The 22,246-nt window shown below is 59.1% G+C and carries 20 protein-coding genes; 14 read left to right on the forward strand and 6 right to left on the reverse strand.

The features are described from left to right. Nucleotides 1-74: 74 nt before the first annotated feature. A complete protein-coding gene (gene polA / locus ACQRAX_RS21530; RefSeq protein ID WP_412041277.1) occupies nt 75-2,837 on the forward strand; it encodes a DNA polymerase I in 2,763 nt (920 codons plus the stop codon). Between the two features lie 301 nt (nt 2,838-3,138). Here polA and yihA read toward each other — a convergent pair whose 3' ends face one another. Beyond that, entirely contained in the window at nt 3,139-3,771 is a 633-nt protein-coding gene (gene yihA / locus ACQRAX_RS21535; protein ID WP_412041278.1) for a ribosome biogenesis GTP-binding protein YihA/YsxC, read from the reverse strand. A gap of 192 nt (nt 3,772-3,963) precedes the next feature. Between yihA and ACQRAX_RS21540 the strand changes: the two genes are divergently transcribed. From ACQRAX_RS21540 to ACQRAX_RS21570, 7 genes are all read left to right on the forward strand, one after another. Beyond that, complete coding sequence (locus ACQRAX_RS21540; protein WP_045186497.1) at nt 3,964-4,266, forward strand: c-type cytochrome; 303 nt, start codon at nt 3,964-3,966, stop codon at nt 4,264-4,266. A gap of 33 nt (nt 4,267-4,299) precedes the next feature. Further along, a complete protein-coding gene (locus ACQRAX_RS21545) occupies nt 4,300-4,917 on the forward strand; it encodes a c-type cytochrome (RefSeq protein WP_203476999.1) in 618 nt (205 codons plus the stop codon). Nucleotides 4,918-5,096: 179 nt separating this feature from the next. Further along, nucleotides 5,097-5,747, forward strand: coding sequence for a thiol:disulfide interchange protein DsbA (dsbA, locus tag ACQRAX_RS21550; RefSeq protein ID WP_412041279.1), 651 nt, complete (start codon nt 5,097-5,099; stop codon nt 5,745-5,747). 12 nt (nt 5,748-5,759) lie between these two features. Further along, nucleotides 5,760-6,614: an endonuclease/exonuclease/phosphatase family protein gene (locus tag ACQRAX_RS21555; protein WP_412041280.1), complete on the forward strand. Its 855-nt coding sequence runs from the start codon at nt 5,760-5,762 to the stop codon at nt 6,612-6,614. 28 nt (nt 6,615-6,642) lie between these two features. Next, on the forward strand, nt 6,643-8,622 hold the full coding sequence (locus ACQRAX_RS21560) for a GGDEF domain-containing protein (protein WP_412041281.1): 1,980 nt from the start codon (nt 6,643-6,645) through the stop codon (nt 8,620-8,622). A 61-nt stretch (nt 8,623-8,683) separates the two neighbouring features. After that, nucleotides 8,684-9,457, forward strand: a complete 774-nt coding sequence (locus ACQRAX_RS21565; protein ID WP_412041282.1) for an N-acetylmuramoyl-L-alanine amidase — start codon at nt 8,684-8,686, stop codon at nt 9,455-9,457. Between the two features lie 78 nt (nt 9,458-9,535). Continuing rightward, complete coding sequence (locus ACQRAX_RS21570) at nt 9,536-11,155, forward strand: EAL domain-containing protein (protein WP_412041283.1); 1,620 nt, start codon at nt 9,536-9,538, stop codon at nt 11,153-11,155. A gap of 12 nt (nt 11,156-11,167) precedes the next feature. Here ACQRAX_RS21570 and ACQRAX_RS21575 read toward each other — a convergent pair whose 3' ends face one another. Further along, the gene (locus ACQRAX_RS21575) at nt 11,168-12,955 is read right to left on the reverse strand and encodes a KinB sensor domain-containing domain (protein WP_412041284.1); all 1,788 of its coding nucleotides are present in this window, start codon (nt 12,953-12,955) and stop codon (nt 11,168-11,170) included. Continuing rightward, on the reverse strand, nt 12,952-14,298 hold the full coding sequence (gene algB, locus ACQRAX_RS21580) for a sigma-54-dependent response regulator transcription factor AlgB (RefSeq protein WP_412041285.1): 1,347 nt from the start codon (nt 14,296-14,298) through the stop codon (nt 12,952-12,954). Before algB ends, ACQRAX_RS21575 begins: the two co-directional genes overlap by 4 nt. 207 nt (nt 14,299-14,505) lie before the next feature. On the opposite strand from algB, the gene ACQRAX_RS21585 reads away from it, so the two are divergent. From ACQRAX_RS21585 to ACQRAX_RS21610, 6 genes are all read left to right on the forward strand, one after another. Then, nucleotides 14,506-15,342: a BON domain-containing protein gene (locus ACQRAX_RS21585; RefSeq protein WP_412041286.1), complete on the forward strand. Its 837-nt coding sequence runs from the start codon at nt 14,506-14,508 to the stop codon at nt 15,340-15,342. Nucleotides 15,343-15,513: 171 nt separating this feature from the next. After that, nucleotides 15,514-15,783: a hypothetical protein gene (locus tag ACQRAX_RS21590; RefSeq protein WP_412041287.1), complete on the forward strand. Its 270-nt coding sequence runs from the start codon at nt 15,514-15,516 to the stop codon at nt 15,781-15,783. A gap of 41 nt (nt 15,784-15,824) precedes the next feature. Then, nucleotides 15,825-15,989: a DUF1328 domain-containing protein gene (locus tag ACQRAX_RS21595; protein WP_009401691.1), complete on the forward strand. Its 165-nt coding sequence runs from the start codon at nt 15,825-15,827 to the stop codon at nt 15,987-15,989. A 2-nt stretch (nt 15,990-15,991) separates the two neighbouring features. Further along, nucleotides 15,992-16,462, forward strand: coding sequence for an inhibitor of vertebrate lysozyme family protein (locus ACQRAX_RS21600; RefSeq protein WP_412041288.1), 471 nt, complete (start codon nt 15,992-15,994; stop codon nt 16,460-16,462). A 745-nt stretch (nt 16,463-17,207) separates the two neighbouring features. Beyond that, nucleotides 17,208-18,539 (forward strand): glutamate/aspartate:proton symporter GltP, encoded by a 1,332-nt coding sequence (gltP, locus tag ACQRAX_RS21605; RefSeq protein WP_045186517.1) that lies wholly within the window; start codon nt 17,208-17,210, stop codon nt 18,537-18,539. A 140-nt stretch (nt 18,540-18,679) separates the two neighbouring features. Continuing rightward, a complete protein-coding gene (locus ACQRAX_RS21610) occupies nt 18,680-19,909 on the forward strand; it encodes a nucleoside recognition domain-containing protein (protein WP_412041289.1) in 1,230 nt (409 codons plus the stop codon). Here the strand turns inward: ACQRAX_RS21610 and ACQRAX_RS21615 are convergent. The 3 genes from ACQRAX_RS21615 to ACQRAX_RS21625 are packed head-to-tail and all read right to left on the reverse strand — an operon-like array spanning nt 19,891 to nt 22,233. Beyond that, a complete protein-coding gene (locus ACQRAX_RS21615; RefSeq protein ID WP_412041290.1) occupies nt 19,891-20,526 on the reverse strand; it encodes an ABC-type transport auxiliary lipoprotein family protein in 636 nt (211 codons plus the stop codon). The genes ACQRAX_RS21610 and ACQRAX_RS21615 overlap by 19 nt on opposite strands. Continuing rightward, nucleotides 20,523-21,461, reverse strand: a complete 939-nt coding sequence (locus ACQRAX_RS21620; protein WP_412041291.1) for an MlaD family protein — start codon at nt 21,459-21,461, stop codon at nt 20,523-20,525. The genes ACQRAX_RS21615 and ACQRAX_RS21620 overlap by 4 nt, the downstream gene beginning before the upstream one ends. A gap of 1 nt (nt 21,462) precedes the next feature. Then, nucleotides 21,463-22,233, reverse strand: a complete 771-nt coding sequence (locus ACQRAX_RS21625; RefSeq protein ID WP_412041309.1) for an ABC transporter ATP-binding protein — start codon at nt 22,231-22,233, stop codon at nt 21,463-21,465. Nucleotides 22,234-22,246: the final 13 nt, after the last annotated feature.

The following is a 22,246-nucleotide window of genomic DNA, read 5'->3' on the forward strand; positions in this document are numbered from 1 at the left end:
GATAACCTTGTCCCTTTGTCGTCAATGTTCCGGACATTCTAGCGCCGGGCCCGTCGAAAAGGTTGATTCTGCTCATGAGCCAAGCTCCCCTCGTCCTGGTGGACGGTTCCTCATACCTCTACCGCGCCTTTCACGCGTTGCCGCCGCTGACTACCTCCAAAGGCATGCCGACCGGTGCGGTCAAGGGCGTGCTGAACATGCTCAAAAGCCTGCGCAAACAGTATCCGGACAGCCTGTTAGCAGTGGTGTTCGACGCCAAGGGCGGCACCTTTCGCGACGAGATGTTCGCCGAATACAAAGCCAATCGGCCCAGCATGCCGGATGACCTGCGCGTGCAGATCGAGCCGCTGCATGCCAGCGTTCGGGCCTTGGGCTATCCGCTGCTGTGTGTGGAAGGCGTCGAGGCCGACGACGTGATCGGCACTCTGGCCCGCAGCAGTGCCGCGGCTGGACGTCCGGTGATTATCTCCACCGGCGACAAGGACATGGCGCAACTGGTCGACGGCCACATTACCCTGGTCAATACCATGACCGGCACCGTTCTCGATGTACCTGGCGTACACGAGAAATTCGGTGTTGGTCCTGAACACATCATCGATTTCCTCGCCCTGATGGGCGATAAGGTCGACAACATCCCCGGTGTGCCGGGCGTGGGTGAAAAGACCGCCGTTGGCTTGCTGACCGGTATCGGCGGCGGTCTGCGTGATCTGTACGAGAACCTCGACAAGGTTCCCGGCCTGGCCATCCGTGGCGCCAAGACCTTGCCTGCCAAGCTGCAAGAGCACCGCGACGCGGCCTTTCTTTCCTATGAGCTAGCGACGATCAAGATCGATGTGCCGCTGGACGTCGAGGTCGATGCGCTGGTCTGCGGTGAACCGGACCGCGAGGCGTTGCTTGAGCTGTACACCGAGATGGAATTCAAGAGCTGGATCGACGAGGTGCAACGCGAGGCCAAGCGTGCCGGCCAGGAAATCGTTGCCGAAGTGCTCGAAGAAGTGGTCGAGGCGAAGTACGAAACCATCCTCGATCAGGCCCGTTTCGACGCCTGGCTGGACAAGCTGCGTGCTGCGCCGCTGTTCGCCTTCGACACCGAGACCACTGGCCTGGATGCGCAACAGGCGCAGCTGGTTGGCCTGTCGTTCGCAGTGCAGGCCCATGAAGCCGCTTATGTGCCGTTGACCCACAACTACATGGGCGTACCCGAGCAACTGGACCGTGACAGCATATTGCTGGCACTCAAACCATTGCTTGAGGACCCGAAGAAACTCAAAGTCGGGCAGAACGCCAAGTACGACATGAACATCCTCGCCAACTGCGCCATCGGCGGTGATAGCGCCAACGGCATCCTGATGCAGGGCGTGGCCTATGACACCATGCTTGAATCCTATGTACTCGACTCGACGGCTACCCGTCACGACATGGACAGCTTGGCGCTCAAGTACCTGAACCACACCACCATTGGTTTTACCGACATTGCTGGTAAAGGCGCCAAACAGCTGACATTCGACCAGATAAACCTGGAACAGGCCGGCCCTTATGCCGCTGAAGATGCCGACGTGACGCTGCGTTTGCACCAGGCGCTACAGCAGAAGCTGGCGAAAACGCCGAGTGTTTTGCCGGTGCTCACCGATATTGAAATGCCGTTGGTACCAGTGCTGGCGAAGATCGAGCGCCAGGGTGCGTTGGTCGACGCCAATCTGCTCGGCATCCAGAGTGTCGAACTGGGCGAGAAGCTGGTGCAGTTGGAGCGTGAAGCCTTTGAGATCGCTGGTGAAGCGTTCAATCTCGGTTCGCCCAAGCAGTTGGGCGTCATCCTCTACGACAAGCTGGGCATGCCGGTCCTCAGCAAGACCGCCAAGGGCCAGGCTTCGACTGCCGAAGCAGTGCTGGCCGAGCTGGCCGACATGGACTTCCCATTGCCCAAGGTGCTGATGCAGTACCGCTCCCTGAGCAAGCTCAAAAGCACCTACACCGACCGATTGCCGGAGCAGATCAACCCGCGCACCGGGCGTATCCACACGTCTTACCAGCAGGCCGTTGCCGCCACGGGGCGTTTGTCCTCCAGCGACCCGAACCTGCAGAACATTCCAATCCGCACCGCCGAAGGCCGGCGTATCCGCCAGGCGTTCGTCGCTGCACCCGGCTACAAACTGTTGGCCGCAGACTACTCGCAGATCGAACTGCGGATCATGGCTCACTTGGCCAAAGACGAGGGTCTATTGCACGCCTTCCGCAATGACCTCGACGTGCACCGGGCAACGGCCGCAGAAGTTTTCGGTGTCGACCTGGCTGACGTGACTACTGACCAACGGCGTAGCGCCAAGGCGATCAACTTCGGCCTGATCTATGGCATGAGCGCCTTTGGCTTGGCCAAGCAGATCGGCGTCGACCGCAAGCAGTCTCAGGCTTATATCGACCGCTATTTTGCCCGTTACCCTGGTGTGCTGGCCTACATGGAACGCACCCGCGCACAAGCCGCCGAGCAAGGCTTCGTCGAAACCTTGTTCGGACGTCGCCTGTATCTGCCGGAGATCAACGCGAAGAACCCGGCGTTGCGCAAGGGCGCCGAACGCACGGCGATCAACGCGCCGATGCAAGGCACGGCGGCAGACATTATCAAGCGCGCGATGGTGGCGGTGGACAACTGGCTGACCGACTCGGGCCTGGACGCACGGGTGATCCTGCAGGTACACGACGAACTGGTTCTGGAAGTACGTGAAGACCTGATCGAGCAGGTGCGTGAACAAATTCGTCCGTACATGAGCAATGCCGCTGCGCTCGATGTGCCGCTGCTGGTTGAGGTCGGAGTGGGGGCAAACTGGGACGAAGCGCATTAAAAATGCAGCTATATGCAGGGAAAAGCTGCGGCATATCGTCGCGGCTTTTCTCGCCTCAGGGCCGTTAGCGCGAAAAGATGTTGGCCCTATCGCAAATAGTTTCTAAACCTTCGGAACTAAACCGGTGAACCACGACTCAGAGTAACTGAATGGCTGGTGAAGCCCTTCGATGCTCCTATGTTGTGTTAAGTGTTGGCAGATATCTGGACCCCGCCCTAGCGGTCCGGAACTTGGACCCCGAACTTCCCCCTCCCCATACGAAGTCCGGGGTTTTTTTTGTCCGGAATTCACCGGGCAGCCCTTATTCTGCGGGCTTGTCAGCCAGTTCCATCCACTTCGCCAGCACGCCGTAGGCCTCTTCCAGGCCTTGGCGCTTGGGCGCCGAGAACAGCTGGATGGTTACGGTATCGCCCCACCCCTTGCGGATTTCCGACTGCACTTTAAGCAGGGTGTTCTTGGCGGCGCCAAAGGTCAGCTTGTCGGCCTTGGTCAGCAGGATGTGCATGGGCATGCCTGCCGCCTGAGACCAGTCGAGCATCATCTTGTCGAAGTCGGTCATCGGATGGCGCACGTCCATCATCAGGATCAAGCCCTTGAGGCACTCGCGGCTGCCCAGGTAGGCCTCAAGGTGCTTTTGCCAGTGCTGCTTGAGCGGAATCGGTACTTTTGCATAACCGTAGCCGGGCAAGTCGACCAAACGCCGTTCATCGTCCAGACTGAAGAAATTCAACAGCTGGGTCCGCCCCGGGGTTTTCGAGGTGCGAGCCAGGCTGGCGTGGGTCAGGGTATTCAGGGCGCTGGACTTGCCGGCGTTGGAGCGGCCGGCGAAGGCCACTTCATAGCCTTGGTCATCCGGGCACTGGTCGACCTTGGCAGCGCTGAGGGCGAATTTGGCCTGTTGGCAGAGACCGAGAATGGGGTTTTTGACTTGCATGGTTTATCCGGTTGGGCGTTGCGCGAGGGGGTCTCGGCAAGCGGTGTCATTTCCGTTTCAGTAACGGGAGTATATAATGCCCCAGTTTTTGTGTGCGCATTATCCCGGCGTAGGAGGATGTGCACGGGGGCGGTTGATTCAAGCTTGCGCAGTAGAACGCAGTGCAACCCCCAACCCTGAATGGTCGTTCGTATGACGAAATGGCTGCTTGCTGTAGGTGTCTTGATACCGTTTTTCAGCGCTCAGGCTACACAGGATCCCCAGGCAGTGTACAAGCGAGCATGTGCCGCTTGCCATGCCGGACAGCTACCACAGGCACCGCGTTTGGGTGACCAGGCAGCATGGGAGCCACGGCTGGCGCAGGGGATGGAGACGCTGGTGAAGCATGTTACACAGGGTTTCAAGGCTATGCCGCCGCGTGGATTGTGCATGGACTGCAGTGCCGAGGACTACCAGGCGATCATCCACTGGATGAGTCGGAGTCCCGATACATAACTCTTTCACCCTTAGCCGTAGTTGGATTAGCTGATGAACAAACTACTCGTGAGTCTGCTGTTGACCTTGGGCGTCACCGGTGCCGCCAATGCCGCAGAGCCTATCAAAGGGGATGCCGCTGCTGGTCAGGCCAAAACTGCTGTATGTGGCGCGTGTCACAATCCGGACGGCAACAGCATGGCGCCGAACTTTCCGAAACTTGCAGGCCAGGGTGAGAAGTACCTGGAAAAACAATTGCACGACATCAAGTCGGGCAAGCGCACCGTGCTGGAAATGACCGGCATGCTCGCCGCCTTCAACGATCAGGACATGGCGGACATCGCTGCCTACTTCTCCAGCCAGAAAGGCAGCGTCGGTGCTGCTGATCCGAAACTGGTCGAGCATGGTCGTGCCCTGTTCAATGGCGGTGATATCGAGAAAGGCCTGCCTGCCTGCACCGGCTGCCACTCGCCCAATGGCGCAGGCATTGCTTTGGCCGGCTTCCCGCACCTGGGTGGCCAGCACGCTACCTACGTGGCCAAACAGCTGACCGACTTCCGCGAAGGTAACCGCACCAATGATGGCGATGCCACCACCATGCGCACCATCGCTGCCAAGCTCAGCAACAAGGACATCGAAGCGCTGTCCAGCTACATCCAGGGTCTGCACTGATCCCGCCTGTCGCGACAACGTTAACGCTGGGTTAATACTGCAGCGTAAAGATGAAAAGGGCGGCCTCGGCCGCCCTTTTTTGTGCCCGCTGCCGTTACACTAACGAACTCGGGCCCGCTTCGACCTGTCTCACTGCAGGTCGTGTCGAGGCGACCAAATTGACTGCTCAGGAGTGAAGCATGCGTAATCTGATTCTCAGCGCCACGTTGGTCGCCGCCAGCGTCTTCGGTATGACTGCCCAGGCTGCACAGCCTATCGGGGCTGCCGAGCCTATCGAGGCTGGCAAGCAGTATGCTGAGCTGAGCACCCCGGTACCGGTGTCGGTGCCAGGCAAGATCGAAGTCGTGGAGCTGTTCTGGTATGGCTGCCCGCACTGCTACAGCTTCGAGCCGGTGGTTAACCCATGGGCCGAGCAACTGCCAGAAGACGTCAACTTCAAGCGTATCCCGGCCATGTTCGGCGGCCCATGGGATGCCCACGGCCAGATGTTCCTGACCCTTGAAGCCATGGGTGTCGAGCACAAAGTTCACGCTGCTGTATTCGATGCGATCCAGAATCAGCGCAAGCAATTGACTAAGCCTGATGACATGGCCGACTTCCTCGCCACTCAAGGTGTCGACAAGGACAAGTTCCTCGCCACCTTCAACTCCTTCGCCATCAAAGGCCAGGTGCAAAAGGCTAAAGAGCTGGCGAAGAAGTACGAAATCACTGGCGTACCAAGTATGGTCGTCAACGGCAAATACCGCTTTGACCTCGGTACTGCCCAAGGCCCTGAAGGCGTCCTCAATGTTGCCGACTTCCTGATCGCCAAGGAGCGCGCCGCCAAGTAAGCGGCGACTAGCATGCGCCGCTGGCGAGCTGAGCGAAGCGTTGGCCTGCACGACCCGCGGGTCAACGAACATCACCTGCAGGCTAATGGCCTGCCCGAGGATGGGCGCCTGCGCCTGCTCAGTTTCAATATCCAGGTGGGCATCAGTACCGAACGTTATCGGCACTATCTGACCAAGAGCTGGCAGCATTTGCTGCCGCACAACGGGCGTGCTGGCAACTTGCAGAAGATCGGTGACCTGCTCGGTAATTTCGACCTGGTGGCGCTGCAGGAAGCTGACGGCGGAAGCATGCGCTCGGGGTACGTCAACCAGGTCGAACACCTGGCCCAGCTGGGGGCCTTCCCTTACTGGTATCAGCAGCTCAACCGTAACCTCGGGCGCTTTGCCCAGCACAGCAATGGCGTGCTCAGCCGTCTCAAGCCGCAACTGCTTGAAGATCACCCCCTGCCCGGCCCGGCTGGACGCGGAGCGATTCTGGTGCGTTTCGGTGAAGGCGAAGATGCGCTGGTCGTAGTAATGATGCACCTCGCACTGGGTTCCAAGACTCGTGCCCTGCAGCTCGCCTACATCCGCGAATTGATCGGCGGCTACCGTCATCAGGTGTTGATGGGCGACATGAACACCCACGCCACTGACCTGCTTGAGCATTCGCCACTGCGCGATCTGGGCCTGGTCGCTCCTCAGGTGCAAGCCACCTTCCCTAGTTGGCGGCCGCAGCGCTGCCTTGATCACATTTTGCTCAGCTCAAGCCTGACCCTGGAACGGGTAGAGGTGCTGGCCCAGCCTATTTCCGATCATCTTCCGGTCGCGGTTGAGATTCGTTTGCCTGATGCCCTTGCTGTGGATACCCTGCCCGCTTTGAGCTAATTGCCATCACCCCTCTGCGGACCCAGGCATGACCGACGAAGCCCAGCGCTGGAAAGAAAAGTACCTCAAGAGCATCGAACAGCAAGACAAGCTCGAGCGCCGTTGGGAAGCCCGCCTCGACCTGCTGCGCCGTGGTCTGGTGCGCAGCACCCTGGCCGCTGAAGGTAGCGACCGCGCGGTGGACCAGTGCATGAAGGAAATGCGCGAAGTCATTCGTACCGACAACATGGACGCTGCCCTCGCGGGGTTGATCCCGCGCCTGGAAAAAGCCGTACTCGACTCCGAGCAGCGCCGCGAGACCCGTGTTGCTCAAGTCAGTAGCGCCCTCACCTCGTTGGTTAGCCAACTGCAGACCTTGCCGTTACCCAGTGATGTCAGTCGCCCGTTGAAGAAGTTCGCCAAGCAAGTAGAGGCCCGCGCCAGTCAGCCTCGTGAGGTGCCGCTGCTGCTGGGCGAGCTCAGTGGCTTGCAAGGCCAGGCGCTGTCGGCCCTTGAGCGGCCTGAAGAGCCACAGCGACCAGGCCTTTTGCAGCGTCTGTTTGGCAACCGTGAAGGTGAAACGGATAATTTGCAGCCAGCGCTGGCTGTTGCCACCTCGGTTGAGCCTGAGGTGACAGAGCAGTCGACGCCGACGCAATTTTCGCCGGCAGCTGTGCCGCCGCCGCAAGCGCCTGTTGACGTCGACGAATTGCAGCCGCTGGAGGTTACCGACGAAGTTATGGTCGAGCCGTTGCCGTCAGCAGTCGATACGACAGGCGCGAGCGAAATGCCGGTGATCGAAGCGGCACCCCCGCTGCCAGCAAATGCTGAACCCGAGGTCGAGCCAAGGCCAGGAGAGAGTGAGCAGGATGTACTGGCGCTGCTCGAGCACCGTCCAGACGAGCCTCAAAACGATCAGCCCGAAGTGCTTCCAGTAGAGGACGAAGAGGCGCACTACGCCCTGCCGGACGGTACTGAACCCAGCTACAGCTCGGTCGCCACACACATCGAAGAAACCCTGCTTGGCCTGCTGGATGACCTGACCCTGCCTGAGCGCTACAAGGCTCAGGCCCAGTCTGTGCGCGAACGCCTGGAACATGGCCTGAACTGGTACGAGCTGTTGCCAGTGCTGGATGACCTGGCAGTACTGATGTTGGCGATCAACGACAGCGGACAGCATGAGTTCGAGGCTTATCTGCAGCAACTCAACGAACGGCTTGAGTCGTTCCAGAGTCATTTGCATGAGGCCAGTGAAGGTCATGCAGACAATACGTCCGCTGCCCGCGATCTGGACAACCAGCTGCGCGAACACGTTGATGGCCTGCAAAGCAGTGTGCAGGGGGCTGCGGATCTGGACAGCCTCAAGCACATCCTGGAAAACCGCCTGGAAGGCCTGCTTGGCACCATGGACGAGCATCAGCACCAGCGTGATCAGCGTGAGCAGGACATGGCCAGTCGCCTGCAAGGCTTGGCCGAACGTGTCGCGAGCATGGAACAGGAAGCCATGGGCTATCGCGAACACCTTGAGGAGCAGCGCCAAAAGGCCCTGATCGACCCTCTTACTGGCCTGCCCAACCGGGCGGCCTGGTCTGAGCGAGTGGAGCAAGAGGTGCTGGAGTGGCAGGAAAACGGCGGTCATCTGTTGATGGCGATCCTCGACCTCGATCACTTCAAGCGCATCAATGACAGCTATGGTCACCTAGCTGGCGACAAGGTCCTGAAGATTGTCGCCAACGTGTTGCGCAAACGCCTGCGTAGCCGAGATTTCATCGCCCGCTTCGGTGGTGAAGAGTTTGTGCTGCTTATTCCACAGACGGCGATGGCAGCCGGTTGTCAGCTGGCGGAAGGTCTGCGGGCGGCAATTGAGGCCTGCCCGTTCCACTTCAAGGGCGAGCGGGTGACCATTACACTGTCGATCGGTATCAGCGCTTTCCGCTCTGGAGAGCGCAGTGAGATGGTGCTCAAGCGCGCCGACGAAGCCCTGTACCGGGCGAAACATCTGGGCAGAAATCGAGTCGAACTGGGATAAGTGGTGGTCACGCGGATACGTTATGCTATTGCATTGCAGATCATCACACGTGCCCTTCTCCATGAAAGCCATACTCACCGCGCTCCTGCTGTTGACCCTGGCAGGTTGCAGCAGTGGCTTGCGAATTGACCGCAGCCACCCTTCGGTCAATCAGGACGAACGCATTCAGTTTGTCATCCTGCACTACACCAATGCCTCGCTGGAGCGCTCCCTGCAATTATTGACTCACGGCGAAGTCAGCAGCCACTACCTGGTGGGTGACTCGCCTGCGACCGTCTATCAGTTGGTGGATGAAAGCCGACGCGCCTGGCATGCCGGTGACAGTCAGTGGGATGGCCGCACTTGGCTCAATTCCAGCTCCATTGGCATCGAAATCGTCAACCCGGGATTTACCGATACACCGAACGGTCGGGTCTGGCACCCCTACACCGAAGCACAGATCGAGGCGTTGATCGCGTTGCTCAAGGATATCGTCAAGCGCAACAACATCCAGCCTCGCTACATCATTGGCCACAGCGACATCGCGCCGTCGCGCAAACTGGACCCAGGCCCGATGTTCCCCTGGAAGCGCCTGGCCGACGCGGGCCTGGGTGTCTGGCCGGATGCGCGGGCAGTTGCCCAGCAGCAGGCGCGTTTCAGCGTCAATCCACCGAGTATCACCTGGTATCAGCAGCAATTGTCGCGTTTTGGTTATGCCATTGAACAGACCGGCGTCTACGACGTCAGCACCAAGCATGTGCTGGCGGCGTTCCAGATGCGCTTTCGTCCCCAGCGTTTTGACGGCGTACCGGATGCGCAAACGGCGGCGATGTTGCAGGTGCTCAACAGCCGCTAAATGACGGCGCCGCCAAACGGGCAGGCTGATTTCACCGGCAGTTGCTATACCTCTTGGTATTCAACTGGATATGCCTCGATGTCAGCTACCCTGTCCGTGCTGCGCCACTTGCTCTATCGTCCCTGGTTACTAGCCACACTTGCGGCTTCGGCCAGCGCAATTTTATTGCTGGTCGCCAGCATTGGTGTCGCCATGCACCAGGCGCAGCAGAGCGAAAGTGAGCAGATGAATGCCAAGGGCGAGCGTTTCCTCGAGCGTCTGGAGCAGATCTTCGGCCAGTTGCGCGAAGGCGTCGACGAACTGCAGGCACAACCACTGCGCGGCTGTGATGCGGCGATGCTCGGGGTGCTGCAACAAGTTGGCTTCAAGTATCGGTTTGTCTACGAAGCGGCTTATGTCGATGGCACGGTTGCCTGTTCGAATCGGATTGGTGAGCGCACGATCAATCCCTTGCGGCCTCCAGACATTGGTGGGCCGACCTATAGCTACTGGCTCAACACCACCAGCGAACCCAATGACAACCTTGCCGCGCTGATGCTCGGTCGAGGCAAGTTTCTGGTCTCGACCTCTCGCGGGCATTTGACCGATGTCGTCGACCTGCCAGCGGACGGTAGCTTGCTGGTGGTATTGGATAATGGTGCACGGGCCGTTCCGGTGCTGGGTCCGCCCCAGGCCTGGCCACCTTCGGCAGATTGGCCACCAGACTCCACGGATGCGCTGCTGGAATTGCCCGACCGCCTGATCTATCGCATGCCGACCAAGTCACCGGATTATCAATTGGTGTTGATTGCGCCACGCGCCAGTTTGCCGTTGAAGATGAACGGCGTGCTCTGGCTACTGTTTCCCGGCAGTTTGGTATTGGCGTGGTGCCTTGGTTGGCTGGTGCTGCAATTGGTGCGTCAACGCCGTTCGATGAGCTCGGAATTACAAGGGGCCTTGCGCCGCGGCGAGTTGCAGGTGCTGTACCAGCCGATTTTCGAACTCAACAGCCGCCGCTGCGTGGGGGCTGAGGCCCTGGTGCGCTGGCGCCGCCCGGATGGCTCGTTGACCAGCCCCGACCTGTTCATCCCGCTGGCGGAAAATACCGGGCAGATCCGCCAGATCACCGATTTCGTTCTGCAGCGGGTGCTTGAGCAGCTAGGCCAGACGCTCCGGGCCAACCGACAGCTGTATATTTCGGTCAACCTCGCAGCCTGTGATGTGATGGTGCCGAGGATTGGTCGGGTCGCGGCGCGTTTACTGGCTTTGCATCATGTCTCTGCCAGCCAGATCGCTTTTGAAGTCACCGAGCGCGGGTTGATCGATGTGGTGGTGGCCCGCGACAACCTGCAAGCCTTGCGCGCGGTGGGTCACCAGGTGTTGATCGATGACTTCGGTACCGGTTACTGCAGCCTGGCGTACCTGCAGACCCTGCCTGTGGACTGCCTGAAAATCGACAAGGCGTTCATTGATGCCCTTGGGCATGACGCCGCCAGCAGCGGTGTGGCGCCGCATATCATCCGTATGGCTCACGCGCTGCAGTTGCGGGTTATTGCTGAAGGTATCGAGTATGAAGACCAGGTCTTGCTACTTAACAGTGAAGGGGTGAATTACGGTCAGGGGTGGCTGTTTGCGCATCCCCTCAGTGCCCGTCAGTTCGTCGAGCTGATCACCCGCGGCCGACGCATGACCCCACGGCGAATTGATGATGAAGCCTGATGCCAGTCACCCTCAGACGGGCAGGGCCATATAGAACTGAGTGCCTTGGCCGGGGCGCGAATAAACCCCCATACGGCCGCCATGCAACTGCACGATTTCCTTGCACAGCGCCAAGCCCAAGCCCGCCCCGCCCTTCTTGCGCCCGACCTGAACGAACGGTTCGAAGATACGTCCCTGTTGGCCGTAGGCAATGCCTTCACCATTGTCTTCGATGCTGATAATCACTCGCTCGGCATGCCGTCTGGCGTGCAGGCGAATGCTGCCGGCCACTGGTGTGTGACGTACGGCATTGTCCAACAGATTGTCCAGCACTCGATCCAACTGCGCGGGGTCGGCTTGGATATGCGGCAGCGGTGCGGCCAGGTCCACCTGCAAGTTGATCTGCTTTTCCTCGGCAAGTGCGGCAAAGCGCTCGCAAGCACGGGCCAGTAACTCATCGACCGCACAGGGCATAAGCTCAAGTTTTTGCTGGCCGCTCTGGTAGCGGGAGAAGTTCAGCAGGTCATTGATCAGCTGCGTCAGGCGCTGCATTTCTTCGCCAATGGTGGTGAGCAGATCAGCTTCACGCGCCTGTGGTGGAAATTTCAGCCGTTCGCACAACAAGCCAAACGCCATGTGCATGCCTGTCACCGGCGTGCGTAGTTCGTGAGAGGCGCGCAGGACAAACTCGCTGCGTACGCGCTCGAAGGCGCGCTGTTCAGTAACGTCGTGCAGCACCATGACGGCGCCGAGAATCTGTCCTTCGGGATGGCACACCGGGGTCAGGCTGTAGGCCAATAGACGAGTCTCTTCATCTATTTCCAGGCTCAGGTCTTCCGGTACACGGTCGAGGCTGGTGCCGCGTAGTACCAGACGCAGTTGCTCATCCAGCTCGGGGCGTTTCAGTGCTTCGCCCAAACCACGTCCAAGGTGGCTGTCGTTCCAGTTCAGTTGCCGTTGGGCGACGGGGTTGATGTGTTCCAGGTGGCCCTGGCGGTCGATAATCAACAGACCGTCATCGATGCTGTCGAGTACGGCTTGCAAGCGCTGCTGACCGGCGAGCAGTTCATCGACGTTGGTGGCCTGATGTTTACGCAAGGCTTGAGCCATCAGGCCGAAGCGCCGGGTCAGCTGGTTTACCTCCAAGGCGTGGGAGACCGGTAAGGTGATCTCGAAGTCACCTTGGCCAATTTGGTCAGCAGCTTTGGCCAAGGCTTCGATTGGCAGGCCAAAACGGCGGGCGATGGCGTGGGCGGTGACAAAACCCAGAACCAACACCGCCAGACCGACCAAACCGAGCAGGCTGGAAATCAGCAAGGCACGGTCGTAGGACTGCTGTTCGCTTTCATTGATGTGCTGCAGGGCACGCTTGTGGGCGTTGACAAGATCGCTACGCAATACACCGAAAGTTTGGCCCAGTGGTTGGTCGGTGGCCATGCCGCGGGCCGGCACGGGGGTATCGCGAAACGCCTGAAGGTAGCGCTGATAATGGCCGTTGGTATTGGCTAAATCTTTTCCGGAAGCGCTGTCGCTTTCCTTGTCCATCGCTTCATCCAGCAAGTCCTGGAATTGCGTCTGCAGGTTATCCAGCGCATCGCGGTCGGGGGACTCGTTGAGCATCAAGGTCAGTTGTTCGCCGAGGTTTTGCCTCAGCTTCAGACCCAGATCGAGGATCGCCGTGTTTTCCTGGATCAACGCCTGTTGTGAACTGGCCATCTGCAGGACGCTGACCAGCCCCAATAGCAGGCCAAGCAATGCCACGGTAATCAACGCCGAAATACTGAGGAAAAGCCGCGTTCGCAGCTTCATCGCCCATTTCATAGGTTGAACTGCTTACGCTTGCGGTACAGGGTCGAGGCATCGATTCCCAAGGTCTTGGCCGCCTGATCGAGGGTCTCGCTGGTGGCCAGCACGGCTTCGATATGCGCGCGCTCCAGCTCGTCCAAGCTCAGTGCCGCGCCGATACGCGGGGCATTGCTGGCCGGCTGTTCGGCCATACCCAGATGGCTGATTTCAACGCGCTCCTGAGGGCAAATGATACTGGCACGTTCGACCACGTTACGCAGTTCGCGAATGTTTCCCGGCCAACGGTAGTTGAGCAGTGCCACCTGCGCTTCGTCGCTGAAGCCGCGTGCGGGCCTCGAGTACTCTTTGACGAAGCGGGCCAGGAAGCGCTCGGCGAGCGTGAGGATGTCTTCGCTGCGTTCGCGCAGTGGCGGCAGGTGCAGGGTAATGACATTCAGGCGATACAGCAGATCCTCACGGAAGCGACCGTCGCGGACCATGTCCTCAAGGTTGAGGTTGGTCGCAGCGAGAATGCGTACGTCGGCACGGCGGGTAACCGGATCACCGACCCGTTCATATTCCTTGTCTTGAATGAAGCGCAAAAGCTTGGGCTGAAGGGGCAGCGGGAAATCACCGATTTCGTCGAGGAACAGGGTGCCGCCATCAGCCTGATTGACCCGCCCTAGGGTGCTTTCAGTCGCACCGGTAAAGGCACCGCGGCTGTGGCCAAACAGTTCGCTTTCCATTAATTCGGTGGTAAGCGAAGGGCAATTGATCGTCACACAAGCTTTGCGAGCACGCTTGCTCCAGCCGTGAATGGCCCTGGCCAGCTCGCCCTTGCCGGTGCCGGACTCACCAAGAATGAGGATGTTGGCGTCGGTTGTGGCGACCTGGCGGGCGGTCTCCAGCACTACCATCATGGCCGGGCTGTGCGAGTCCAGGCCGTCCTTGGGTTTGTTGACCTCACCTTCCAGGGCTTCCAGACGGGCCGAGAGTTGGCGCACTTCCAGCTGCTTGGCTGCAGCCAGTCGCAATTGATCGGGGCTGCACGGCTTCACTAGATAGTCAGCTGCACCCGCCTGGATAGCGTCAACGGCGGTGTCGACTGCTGAGTGAGCCGTGATAATAACGATGCGCATCCAGGGTGCTTGAATGCGCATCTGGGCCAAGACATCCAAGCCGTTGTCTTCACCTAGGCGCAAATCGAGAAAACACAGATCGAACACTTGGCGCTGAAGCAAGGTTTCGGCCTGGTTGGCGTTATTGGCGGTGGCCACGCTGTAGCCTTCGTCTTCCAGGCAATAACGGAAAGTGCGCAGGATGGCAGATTCGTCGTCTACCAACAGGATACGGCCTTTGTATTCCTGGGCTGCTTCCATTTTTCCTACGCTCCTTCAAGAATGTTCTCTATTAGTGCCGGAGAAATCGGGCAAGTTGCATGCTCCTTTCTGATTTATTCCGATCTATGCATGGTAGCCCTTGGCCTATGACATATCTAACCCTTTGAATACTGGGGAATGGCCTCGGCAGGACCTTGCCGCCTTGGATGCTGTCCAACAAGGTTCTGACCCACCGGAGGCTTACTCATGCCTGTTCCCAATCCATTGGCAATCGCCGCTGCCGTGTTTCTGTTATTGCCAGTGGCCACATTCGCCGCCGAGCCAGTTCCTTCCAACCTTCAGCAAGCCCGCCAGGAAGGTGCGTTGCAGACGGCCCTGGCTCTGAATCGGTTGCTCAATCCATTCAAGATCGAGGTCCGGGTCCAAGGCGCAACGGCGCATTTACAAGGCCAGGTTGAAAACGAAGTTGAACGAGAGCTTGCCGAACAGGTAGCCCTAGCGACCCTTGGTATTGAAAAGGTCCAGAACGATTTGCAGGTTAACGCTGAGCTGGTCGAGCAGGCGCTGGAGCGTCGTGCTTATGCACAACGTCTTGAGGACGCGACGTTGGCGGCGATCATCCGCGCGAGGTTGCTATGGAGTACTCATACCCAGGCCGCACCTATAGAAGTAGAAAGTCGCGAAGGCGTAGTCACCTTGCGTGGCCAGGTGAGTAGTGCCGAGGCCAAGGAGCTGGCAGGTGTGCTTGCCACGTCCACCGAAGGCGTGTTTCTGGTCAACAACCTGATCAGCTTGAACGCCGCCGATATGGCCAAGCTGCGCAAAGAGCAGCAGGAGATCAGGAGCGACCCGCAACTCAGCGATGCCTGGATCAATGACAAGGTCCAGACCAGTTTTATGTACAGCCGCAATCTTGATGGGCCGAACATCAAGGTAACCACTCAGGAGGGGGTGGTCAGGCTGTCTGGTGAGGTAGTCAGCAGCGAGCAGAAGACTATCGCCGTTGAAGTCGCCCGGCAGATTCGCGGGGTGCGCGGGGTAGACGCAGACATGCTCAAGGTGGCCAGCAAGGTACAGGGCTGATCATGCAAATCGCACGAGGCAAACAAGGGCATCGTGCAGGATACGCTCCACTGGATTTTTTGAAATTTCATAACCAATTGATTTATATAGATATTTATTTGAGCAAAGACTGGCATGCAGCCTGCAATAACTCCTTCAAGACAACAATGAATGCAGCAGGAGGAGCACGGCATGAACCGCCACACCGCCACCTTAGTGCAGATATCTCCACTTCAGATGCGCCAGGGGCTGTTTCTCAGTCTGGCACTGCTGCTCACCTTGATTGCCGGTCAGCTCTACCACAGCTGGCACGTCGAAGAAGAGACTCGTGAGGTTGTGATCCGAGCGGAATCGATGCTCAAGGCACCGGCGCCTGCCTTTACAACGCTGACGCGACATGCCGCGAGCAACACTGCTCAGGCGGATGGCAACACCCACAAAAATGATCGTTGGGTGTTCTGATTGTCAGTAGAGATTTTTTCAAAACGGTAAGGAGAATCACCATGTTAAGTTGGGCTATCACCTTCCTGATTATCGCCATTGTCGCTGCCGTGCTGGGCTTCGGTGGTATCGCCGGCGCCGCTACCGGTATCGCGAAGATCCTCTTCATTGTCTTCCTGGTGCTGTTCGTGGCTTCCTTCTTCTTCGGTCGTCGCGGCAGAGGTTGATTATGAAAGGGACGCTATACAGAGCCCTGGCTACCGCCCTGCTGGTGGGCGGCAGTACAACGGCAATGGCGGCCAGTGACGGCCAGGTCCGGGTCAACCAGTTGTTGGCCTCGGACCCCGAATACCAAGAAACTTGGCATGACGTGGTTGAGAAGGAACAGCGCTTGCCCGACTGGGTTCTCAACCTCAGTGGCATTTCCGAGCAACAAATGTCGGCTGTCGAGGAAGATGGCGATAGGTTTCTGGTCGGTCCCCTGTGCGAAACCGCGCAGAAGTGCATTAACAAGCGACTTATCGTGGCCTTCAGCTGGGATAAGGAGGACGCCTACGGGATGTTGGTCGAGGTTCCCGAAGGTCTTCCAGGCGACAAATCCCCTACCCGCCACGCCGATTACCGTTGGTTGGGCAAGCCAGATGAAGGCATGCAGAAGTTATTGCAGGAGCAACTCAAACGAGATCCGAACTGGTACTGAATGCGACCGGGCATCCACGTACATAGATAGAAGCTGAACCTTTTTGCGATTCACGCTTCTATGATGCGCCCACCTGAGGAAGGTTGGCGCACGACCAAGGGGCCGGGCTGCTCTGATTGCTTCAGGATCGGAGGGGCCTAGGGGTACAGGGAGTACCCCCGATGAGGGCCGGGTCGGAGTAAGCGGTAGCGGAAGTTTCAGGTCAGGCGGCGCCCTCAGCGGGAGACGTTTGATCTGACTTCCGTAGCGCTTTGGCAGTTTCCCTTCACTTTCCCCTCCTTTCTATTTGCCTGCCATACGCGTCCTACGCATATTTCAGCGTGACCGTACATCGATATTTTTTCACCTCAGCGAGAGGGTCGAGTCGAGGTGATTTCACGCATTCGGATTGTCGAACAACCGATGTTTGCATCCAGGTGGATACGTGCAAATCTGCCGAAATGTGGCGCTTTGGCCATCGTCGGAATTCCGAACGTCCTTCGACCAACCCTCTGGGACGCTCGTTTCGAGAAGAAAAGGTCATGCCGATTCGGCATGGGGTAGTCGTTTACGGCATTAGACGGCCCCCCCTCACGTGGGAATAGTTGCGCCTTTTTTCGCTGGCCTGAGCGTTCATACGCTCGCTTGCGGTGACCTTTTACGGAGTCGCTTGTCGATAGCCCATCACGATCATTGACGCTGACAACAGCTCTGGGTCGCGGTTATCAGCCAGGGGCCCGTGTCCACTTGAAGAAAAGGTAACGACATGAAGAAGGCAAAGCTAAGCCTCGCCTGGCAGATCCTCATCGGTCTGGTACTGGGCATTGCGATCGGCGCTTTACTGAATCATTTCAGTGCAGAAAAGGCATGGTGGATCAGTAACGTCCTGCAACCTGCTGGTGACATCTTCATTCGCCTGATCAAGATGATCGTCATCCCGATCGTGATTTCGTCGCTGATCGTGGGTATCGCCGGGGTAGGCGACGCGAAAAAACTGGGCAGCATCGGTCTGAAGACCATCATTTACTTCGAGGTGGTCACCACCATCGCGATCGTCGTCGGCCTGGTTCTGGCTAACCTGTTCCACCCGGGGGCCGGTATCGACATGAGTACCCTGGGTACCGTCGATATTTCCAAGTATCAGGCCACTGCGGCTGAGGTTCAGCATGAACATGCGTTCATCGAGACCATCCTCAACCTGATTCCATCGAACATCTTCGCAGCGCTGATGCGTGGCGAAATGCTGCCGATCATCTTCTTCTCGGTGCTGTTCGGCCTGGGCTTGTCGAGCCTGCAGGCAGAGATTCGCGACCCGTTGGTGAAAACCTTCCAGGGCGTTTCCGAAGCCATGTTCAAGGTCACTCACATGATCATGAACTACGCGCCAATCGGTGTATTCGCACTGATCGCGGTGACCGTTGCCAACTTCGGTTTTGCTTCGCTGCTGCCATTGGCCAAGCTGGTCTTGCTGGTCTACTTCGCCATCGCCTTCTTCGCCTTCATGGTGCTTGGCCTGATCGCCCGCTTGTTCGGCTTCTCGGTAATCAAGCTGATGCGCATCTTCAAGGACGAGCTGGTGCTGGCCTACTCCACCGCCAGTTCCGAGACCGTGCTGCCGCGCGTTATCGAGAAGATGGAAGCCTACGGTGCGCCTAAAGCCATCTGCAGCTTCGTGGTACCGACCGGCTACTCGTTCAACCTTGACGGTTCGACCCTGTACCAAAGCATCGCGGCCATCTTCATCGCCCAGCTGTACGGTATCGACCTGTCGCTCAGCCAGCAGCTGCTGCTGGTGCTGACCCTGATGGTGACCTCCAAAGGTATTGCCGGCGTGCCTGGCGTGTCCTTCGTGGTGCTGCTGGCGACTCTGGGCAGCGTCGGTATTCCGTTGGAAGGTCTGGCCTTCATCGCCGGTGTCGACCGTATCATGGACATGGCCCGTACCGCCCTGAACGTAATCGGCAACGCCCTGGCCGTGTTGGTTATCGCTCGCTGGGAAGGCATGTACGACGATGCCAAAGGCCAGCGCTACTGGAACTCGCTGCCGCACTGGCGCAGCAAAGAAGCAGCGCCTGCCGGTAAGACTGCCAACCACTAAGGTGCAGCCTGGCTAAACGAAGAGCCCCGACCTGGTCGGGGCTTTTTTATTTCCGGGAGCGTCCGCTGCGCTGCCACATTTATGGCACACAGCCAAGCCACCCCGTTATCATTCGCCGCAACTGTGTGGGGGAACATCGGATGCTCAACGGCCTTTGGCTTGGTTTTTTTGTGGTCGCGGCCATCTCCGCGCTGGCGCAATGGCTGATAGGCGGCAATGCCGGGATCTTTGCCGCCATGGTCGAAAGCATCTTCGCCATGGCCAAGCTGTCGGTCGAGGTGATGGTCTTGCTGTTCGGTACGCTGACTCTGTGGCTGGGCTTTCTGAAGATCGCGGAAAAAGCCGGGGTCGTTGAATGGCTGGCTAAAGTGCTCGGCCCGCTGTTTGCCCGCCTGATGCCAGAAGTCCCACCCGGTCACCCGGCGCTGGGGCTGATAACCTTGAACTTCGCTGCCAATGGCCTGGGCCTGGATAACGCCGCCACGCCCATTGGCCTGAAAGCCATGCGTGCGCTGCAGGAGCTCAACCCCAGTTCGACTATTGCCAGCAATGCGCAAATTCTGTTCCTGGTGCTTAACGCTTCGTCGCTGACCCTGTTGCCGGTGACTATCTTCATGTACCGCGCTCAACAAGGCGCGATGGACCCGACCCTGGTGTTCCTGCCGATCCTGTTGGCCACCAGCGCGTCGACCCTGGTTGGCCTGTTGTCGGTGGCGGTGATGCAACGCCTGCGGCTGTGGGATCCGGTGGTACTTGCCTACCTGATACCGGGCGCTCTGCTGCTGGCCGGATTTATGGCGTTTCTTGGCACCCTCTCGGCCACGGCGCTGGCCGGGTTGTCGTCGATCCTGGGTAACCTCACCCTGTTCGGCCTGATCATGCTGTTTCTGCTGATTGGTGCGTTCAAGCGGGTGAAGGTCTATGAATCCTTCGTGGAAGGCGCCAGGGAGGGCTTTGACGTCGCCAAGAACCTGTTGCCCTATCTGGTTGCCATGCTCTGCGCAGTCGGCGTGCTGCGCGCCTCAGGCGCCCTGGAGCTGAGCCTGGACGGTATCCGTCACGTTGTTGAGTGGCTGGGCATGGATACCCGCTTTGTCGAAGGGCTGCCCACGGCGCTGGTAAAACCGTTCTCCGGTAGTGCGGCGCGGGCAATGCTGATCGAGACCATGCAGACCCACGGCGTCGACAGCTTCCCGGCGTTGGTGGCGGCGACTGTCCAGGGCAGCACCGAAACCACCTTCTATGTGTTGGCGGTGTATTTCGGTGCGGTCGGTATTCAGCGTGCTCGCCATGCGGTGGGTTGCGCCCTGCTCGCTGAGCTGTCCGGAGTGATTGCCGCAATCTTCGTTTGCTACTGGTTCTTTGCCTGAGTCTGTAGCTGGTTGGCCTGGACGAGTGTCCAGTCCACCAGTTGCGCCATCAGCCGATCACTGGCGATGCCAAAACCGCTGACCACTGCAGGTAGTTGCTTGTCACTTAAAGGTTGGCGCACTTCAAAGCGGTGGCTGGCGAGAATGCGTTGGCTGCGCCCTTGCACCAGGCGTGCGTCATAGCGGATCACCACCGCCAGACCATCGGCGCTGTACTCGCTCTGGAATGCCTGCAGCTCGCCTGCCAGCTCAAAGTCAGCCTGCAGATTGCTGTCATCGGCGCTCAGTCGCGCAATTCGCCCATCGCGCTGGAAGGCATCGAGCATGCGGTTGCGCAGCAGCAAGGGGGCCGGGTCGCTCCAGCGTGCGCCTTTGTAGCTGCTGATCAAATTGCCTTCGGGGATCACGGCAATTTTCGGGGTGTTCAGGGCATCACTGGCCAATGGCTTGTTCAAGCGTAGCGACCAGTTGACGGCGGTGCTCATCGGCACTGCGCGACTGCTAGGCGCAGAAGGCAGTCGATAAACATCGGCAGGTTCTGCCTGAGGCAGGATCGAACAGGCACTGCCCAGGCTCAGGGCCACGGCCACGGCGAAGAAACGGCAAATACGCCTCATGGCGTGAACTCCTTGTTTGTCTCACGGCCGAGCAGATAGCCGCTGGGATTGGCCTCCAGCCGTTGCGAAATCGCCTTTAGCGAGTTGAGGGTTTCGCGCAGCTCACGGATAGCCGGTGCCAGCTGGTTCAGGCCTTGGGCGCCGCCGTCGAGGGCTTCGCGGTTGTCGTTGAGCAGGCTGTTGATGGTCGCCGTGCTTTGCGCCAGCGACTGCATGGCCTGCTCGGCGCTGCCAAAGGCCTGTTTGCCCTGGCTGTTGAGCAGGCCATTGGCATTGCGCATCAGCGCACTGGTCTGCTCCAGCATGTTGCTGGCCTGGTTGCCGACTTGGGTCAGTTGCTGCAGGGCGGTACGGATATCGCCACGCTGCTCGCTGAACGCTGCAGTGGTTTGTTCCAGATTTGCCAGGGTCTTGGTCAGGTTGGCAGCATTGTCTTCGGAAAACAGGTTGTTGGCGTTGTGCACCAGTATGTTGATGTTGGTCAGCAGGTCGCTGCCATCGTCGAGTAAACGGGCGATCGGCGACGGCGAAGCGACGATCACCGGCAGCTCGCCGTCCTTACCCTTGAGCTCGGGGCTTTGCGGTGTACCGCCGCTGAGTTGGATGAAAGAGGTGCCGGTAATGCCGGTCAGGGTCAACTTGGCTCGGGTGTCTTCTTTGACCGGCGTGTCGGCGCTCAAGCGTACTTGTGCCAGAACCCGGCGCGGGTCTTTTGGGTCCAGGCGCAGGCTGGTGACATCGCCGACCTTGATGCCGCTGTACTGCACCGAACTGCCCCGGGACAAGCCCGAGACGGCTTCGTTGAATACCACTTCATAGTCCTTGAATGTGCTGTCGACGCTGGTTTTGGTCAGCCACAGGCCGAACAGCATGGCACCGGCGACCACAATCACTGTGACCAGGCCGATCAGCACATGATGTGCACGGGTTTCCATCTCAGAGCTCCTTTGCCGCGATGGCGGCCTGATTCGCCGCTCGGCCACGCGGGCCGTGGAAGTAATCGTGAATCCAGGCGTCGTCGGTGTCTTCGACCTGGGTGATGGGGCCCGCTACCAATACCTTCTTCTGCGACAGTACCGCCACCCGGTCGGTAATGGTGTAGAGGGTGTCCAGGTCGTGGGTGATCAGGAACACACTCAGGCCCAAGGCGTCGCGCAGGGTCAGGATCAATTGATCGAAGGCGGCGGCACCGATCGGGTCCAGGCCTGCGGTGGGTTCATCGAGAAACAGGATGTCTGGATCCAGAGCCAGGGCTCGGGCCAGCGCGGCGCGCTTGATCATCCCGCCGGACAATGACGCGGGGTACTTGTCGGCAGCGGAAATCGGCAAGCCGGCCAGGGCCAGCTTGACCCCGGCCAAGTGCTCGGCATCGGTGCGGGAAAGGCCCGCATGTTCGATCAGTGGTAAAGCGACGTTCTCGGTGACCGTCAGGGATGAGAACAGCGCGCCCTTCTGGAACAACACGCCGAAGCGTCGTTCAACCTGCGAGCGCTGCTCGTCACTCACGTCAGTGAGGTCCTGGCCGAATACTTTCACTTGGCCCTCGTTAGGCCTTCGCAGACCAACGATGCTGCGCAGCAGCACCGATTTGCCACTGCCGGAGCCACCGACCACCGCCAGAATCTCACCGCGGTACAGGTCCAGGTCCAGTTGCTCGTGCACACTCTGGGTGCCGAAGCGGTTGCAGATGCCCCGCGCTTCGATCACCGCTTCGCGGCTG

It is taken from the genome of Pseudomonas sp. UM16, assembly GCF_050312595.1.
Classification (GTDB): Bacteria; Pseudomonadota; Gammaproteobacteria; order Pseudomonadales; family Pseudomonadaceae; genus Aquipseudomonas.

Excerpts from the sequence above, each read along its gene's own strand:
- ACQRAX_RS21585 (WP_412041286.1), top strand. The coding sequence starts at position 14,506 with ATGCCTGTTCCCAATCCATTGGCAATCGCCGCTGCCGTGTTTCTGTTA.
- yihA (WP_412041278.1), bottom strand. The coding sequence starts at position 3,771 with ATGCAAGTCAAAAACCCCATTCTCGGTCTCTGCCAACAGGCCAAATTC.
- ACQRAX_RS21610 (WP_412041289.1), top strand. The coding sequence starts at position 18,680 with ATGCTCAACGGCCTTTGGCTTGGTTTTTTTGTGGTCGCGGCCATCTCC.
- ACQRAX_RS21570 (WP_412041283.1), top strand. The coding sequence starts at position 9,536 with ATGTCAGCTACCCTGTCCGTGCTGCGCCACTTGCTCTATCGTCCCTGG.
- ACQRAX_RS21575 (WP_412041284.1), bottom strand. The coding sequence starts at position 12,955 with ATGAAATGGGCGATGAAGCTGCGAACGCGGCTTTTCCTCAGTATTTCG.
- ACQRAX_RS21590 (WP_412041287.1), top strand. The coding sequence starts at position 15,514 with ATGAACCGCCACACCGCCACCTTAGTGCAGATATCTCCACTTCAGATG.
- ACQRAX_RS21615 (WP_412041290.1), bottom strand. The coding sequence starts at position 20,526 with ATGAGGCGTATTTGCCGTTTCTTCGCCGTGGCCGTGGCCCTGAGCCTG.
- ACQRAX_RS21555 (WP_412041280.1), top strand. The coding sequence starts at position 5,760 with ATGCGCCGCTGGCGAGCTGAGCGAAGCGTTGGCCTGCACGACCCGCGG.
- ACQRAX_RS21545 (WP_203476999.1), top strand. The coding sequence starts at position 4,300 with ATGAACAAACTACTCGTGAGTCTGCTGTTGACCTTGGGCGTCACCGGT.
- ACQRAX_RS21540 (WP_045186497.1), top strand. The coding sequence starts at position 3,964 with ATGACGAAATGGCTGCTTGCTGTAGGTGTCTTGATACCGTTTTTCAGC.
- gltP (WP_045186517.1), top strand. The coding sequence starts at position 17,208 with ATGAAGAAGGCAAAGCTAAGCCTCGCCTGGCAGATCCTCATCGGTCTG.
- ACQRAX_RS21600 (WP_412041288.1), top strand. The coding sequence starts at position 15,992 with ATGAAAGGGACGCTATACAGAGCCCTGGCTACCGCCCTGCTGGTGGGC.
- ACQRAX_RS21620 (WP_412041291.1), bottom strand. The coding sequence starts at position 21,461 with ATGGAAACCCGTGCACATCATGTGCTGATCGGCCTGGTCACAGTGATT.
- polA (WP_412041277.1), top strand. The coding sequence starts at position 75 with ATGAGCCAAGCTCCCCTCGTCCTGGTGGACGGTTCCTCATACCTCTAC.
- ACQRAX_RS21595 (WP_009401691.1), top strand. The coding sequence starts at position 15,825 with ATGTTAAGTTGGGCTATCACCTTCCTGATTATCGCCATTGTCGCTGCC.
- algB (WP_412041285.1), bottom strand. The coding sequence starts at position 14,298 with ATGGAAGCAGCCCAGGAATACAAAGGCCGTATCCTGTTGGTAGACGAC.
- ACQRAX_RS21560 (WP_412041281.1), top strand. The coding sequence starts at position 6,643 with ATGACCGACGAAGCCCAGCGCTGGAAAGAAAAGTACCTCAAGAGCATC.
- ACQRAX_RS21565 (WP_412041282.1), top strand. The coding sequence starts at position 8,684 with ATGAAAGCCATACTCACCGCGCTCCTGCTGTTGACCCTGGCAGGTTGC.
- dsbA (WP_412041279.1), top strand. The coding sequence starts at position 5,097 with ATGCGTAATCTGATTCTCAGCGCCACGTTGGTCGCCGCCAGCGTCTTC.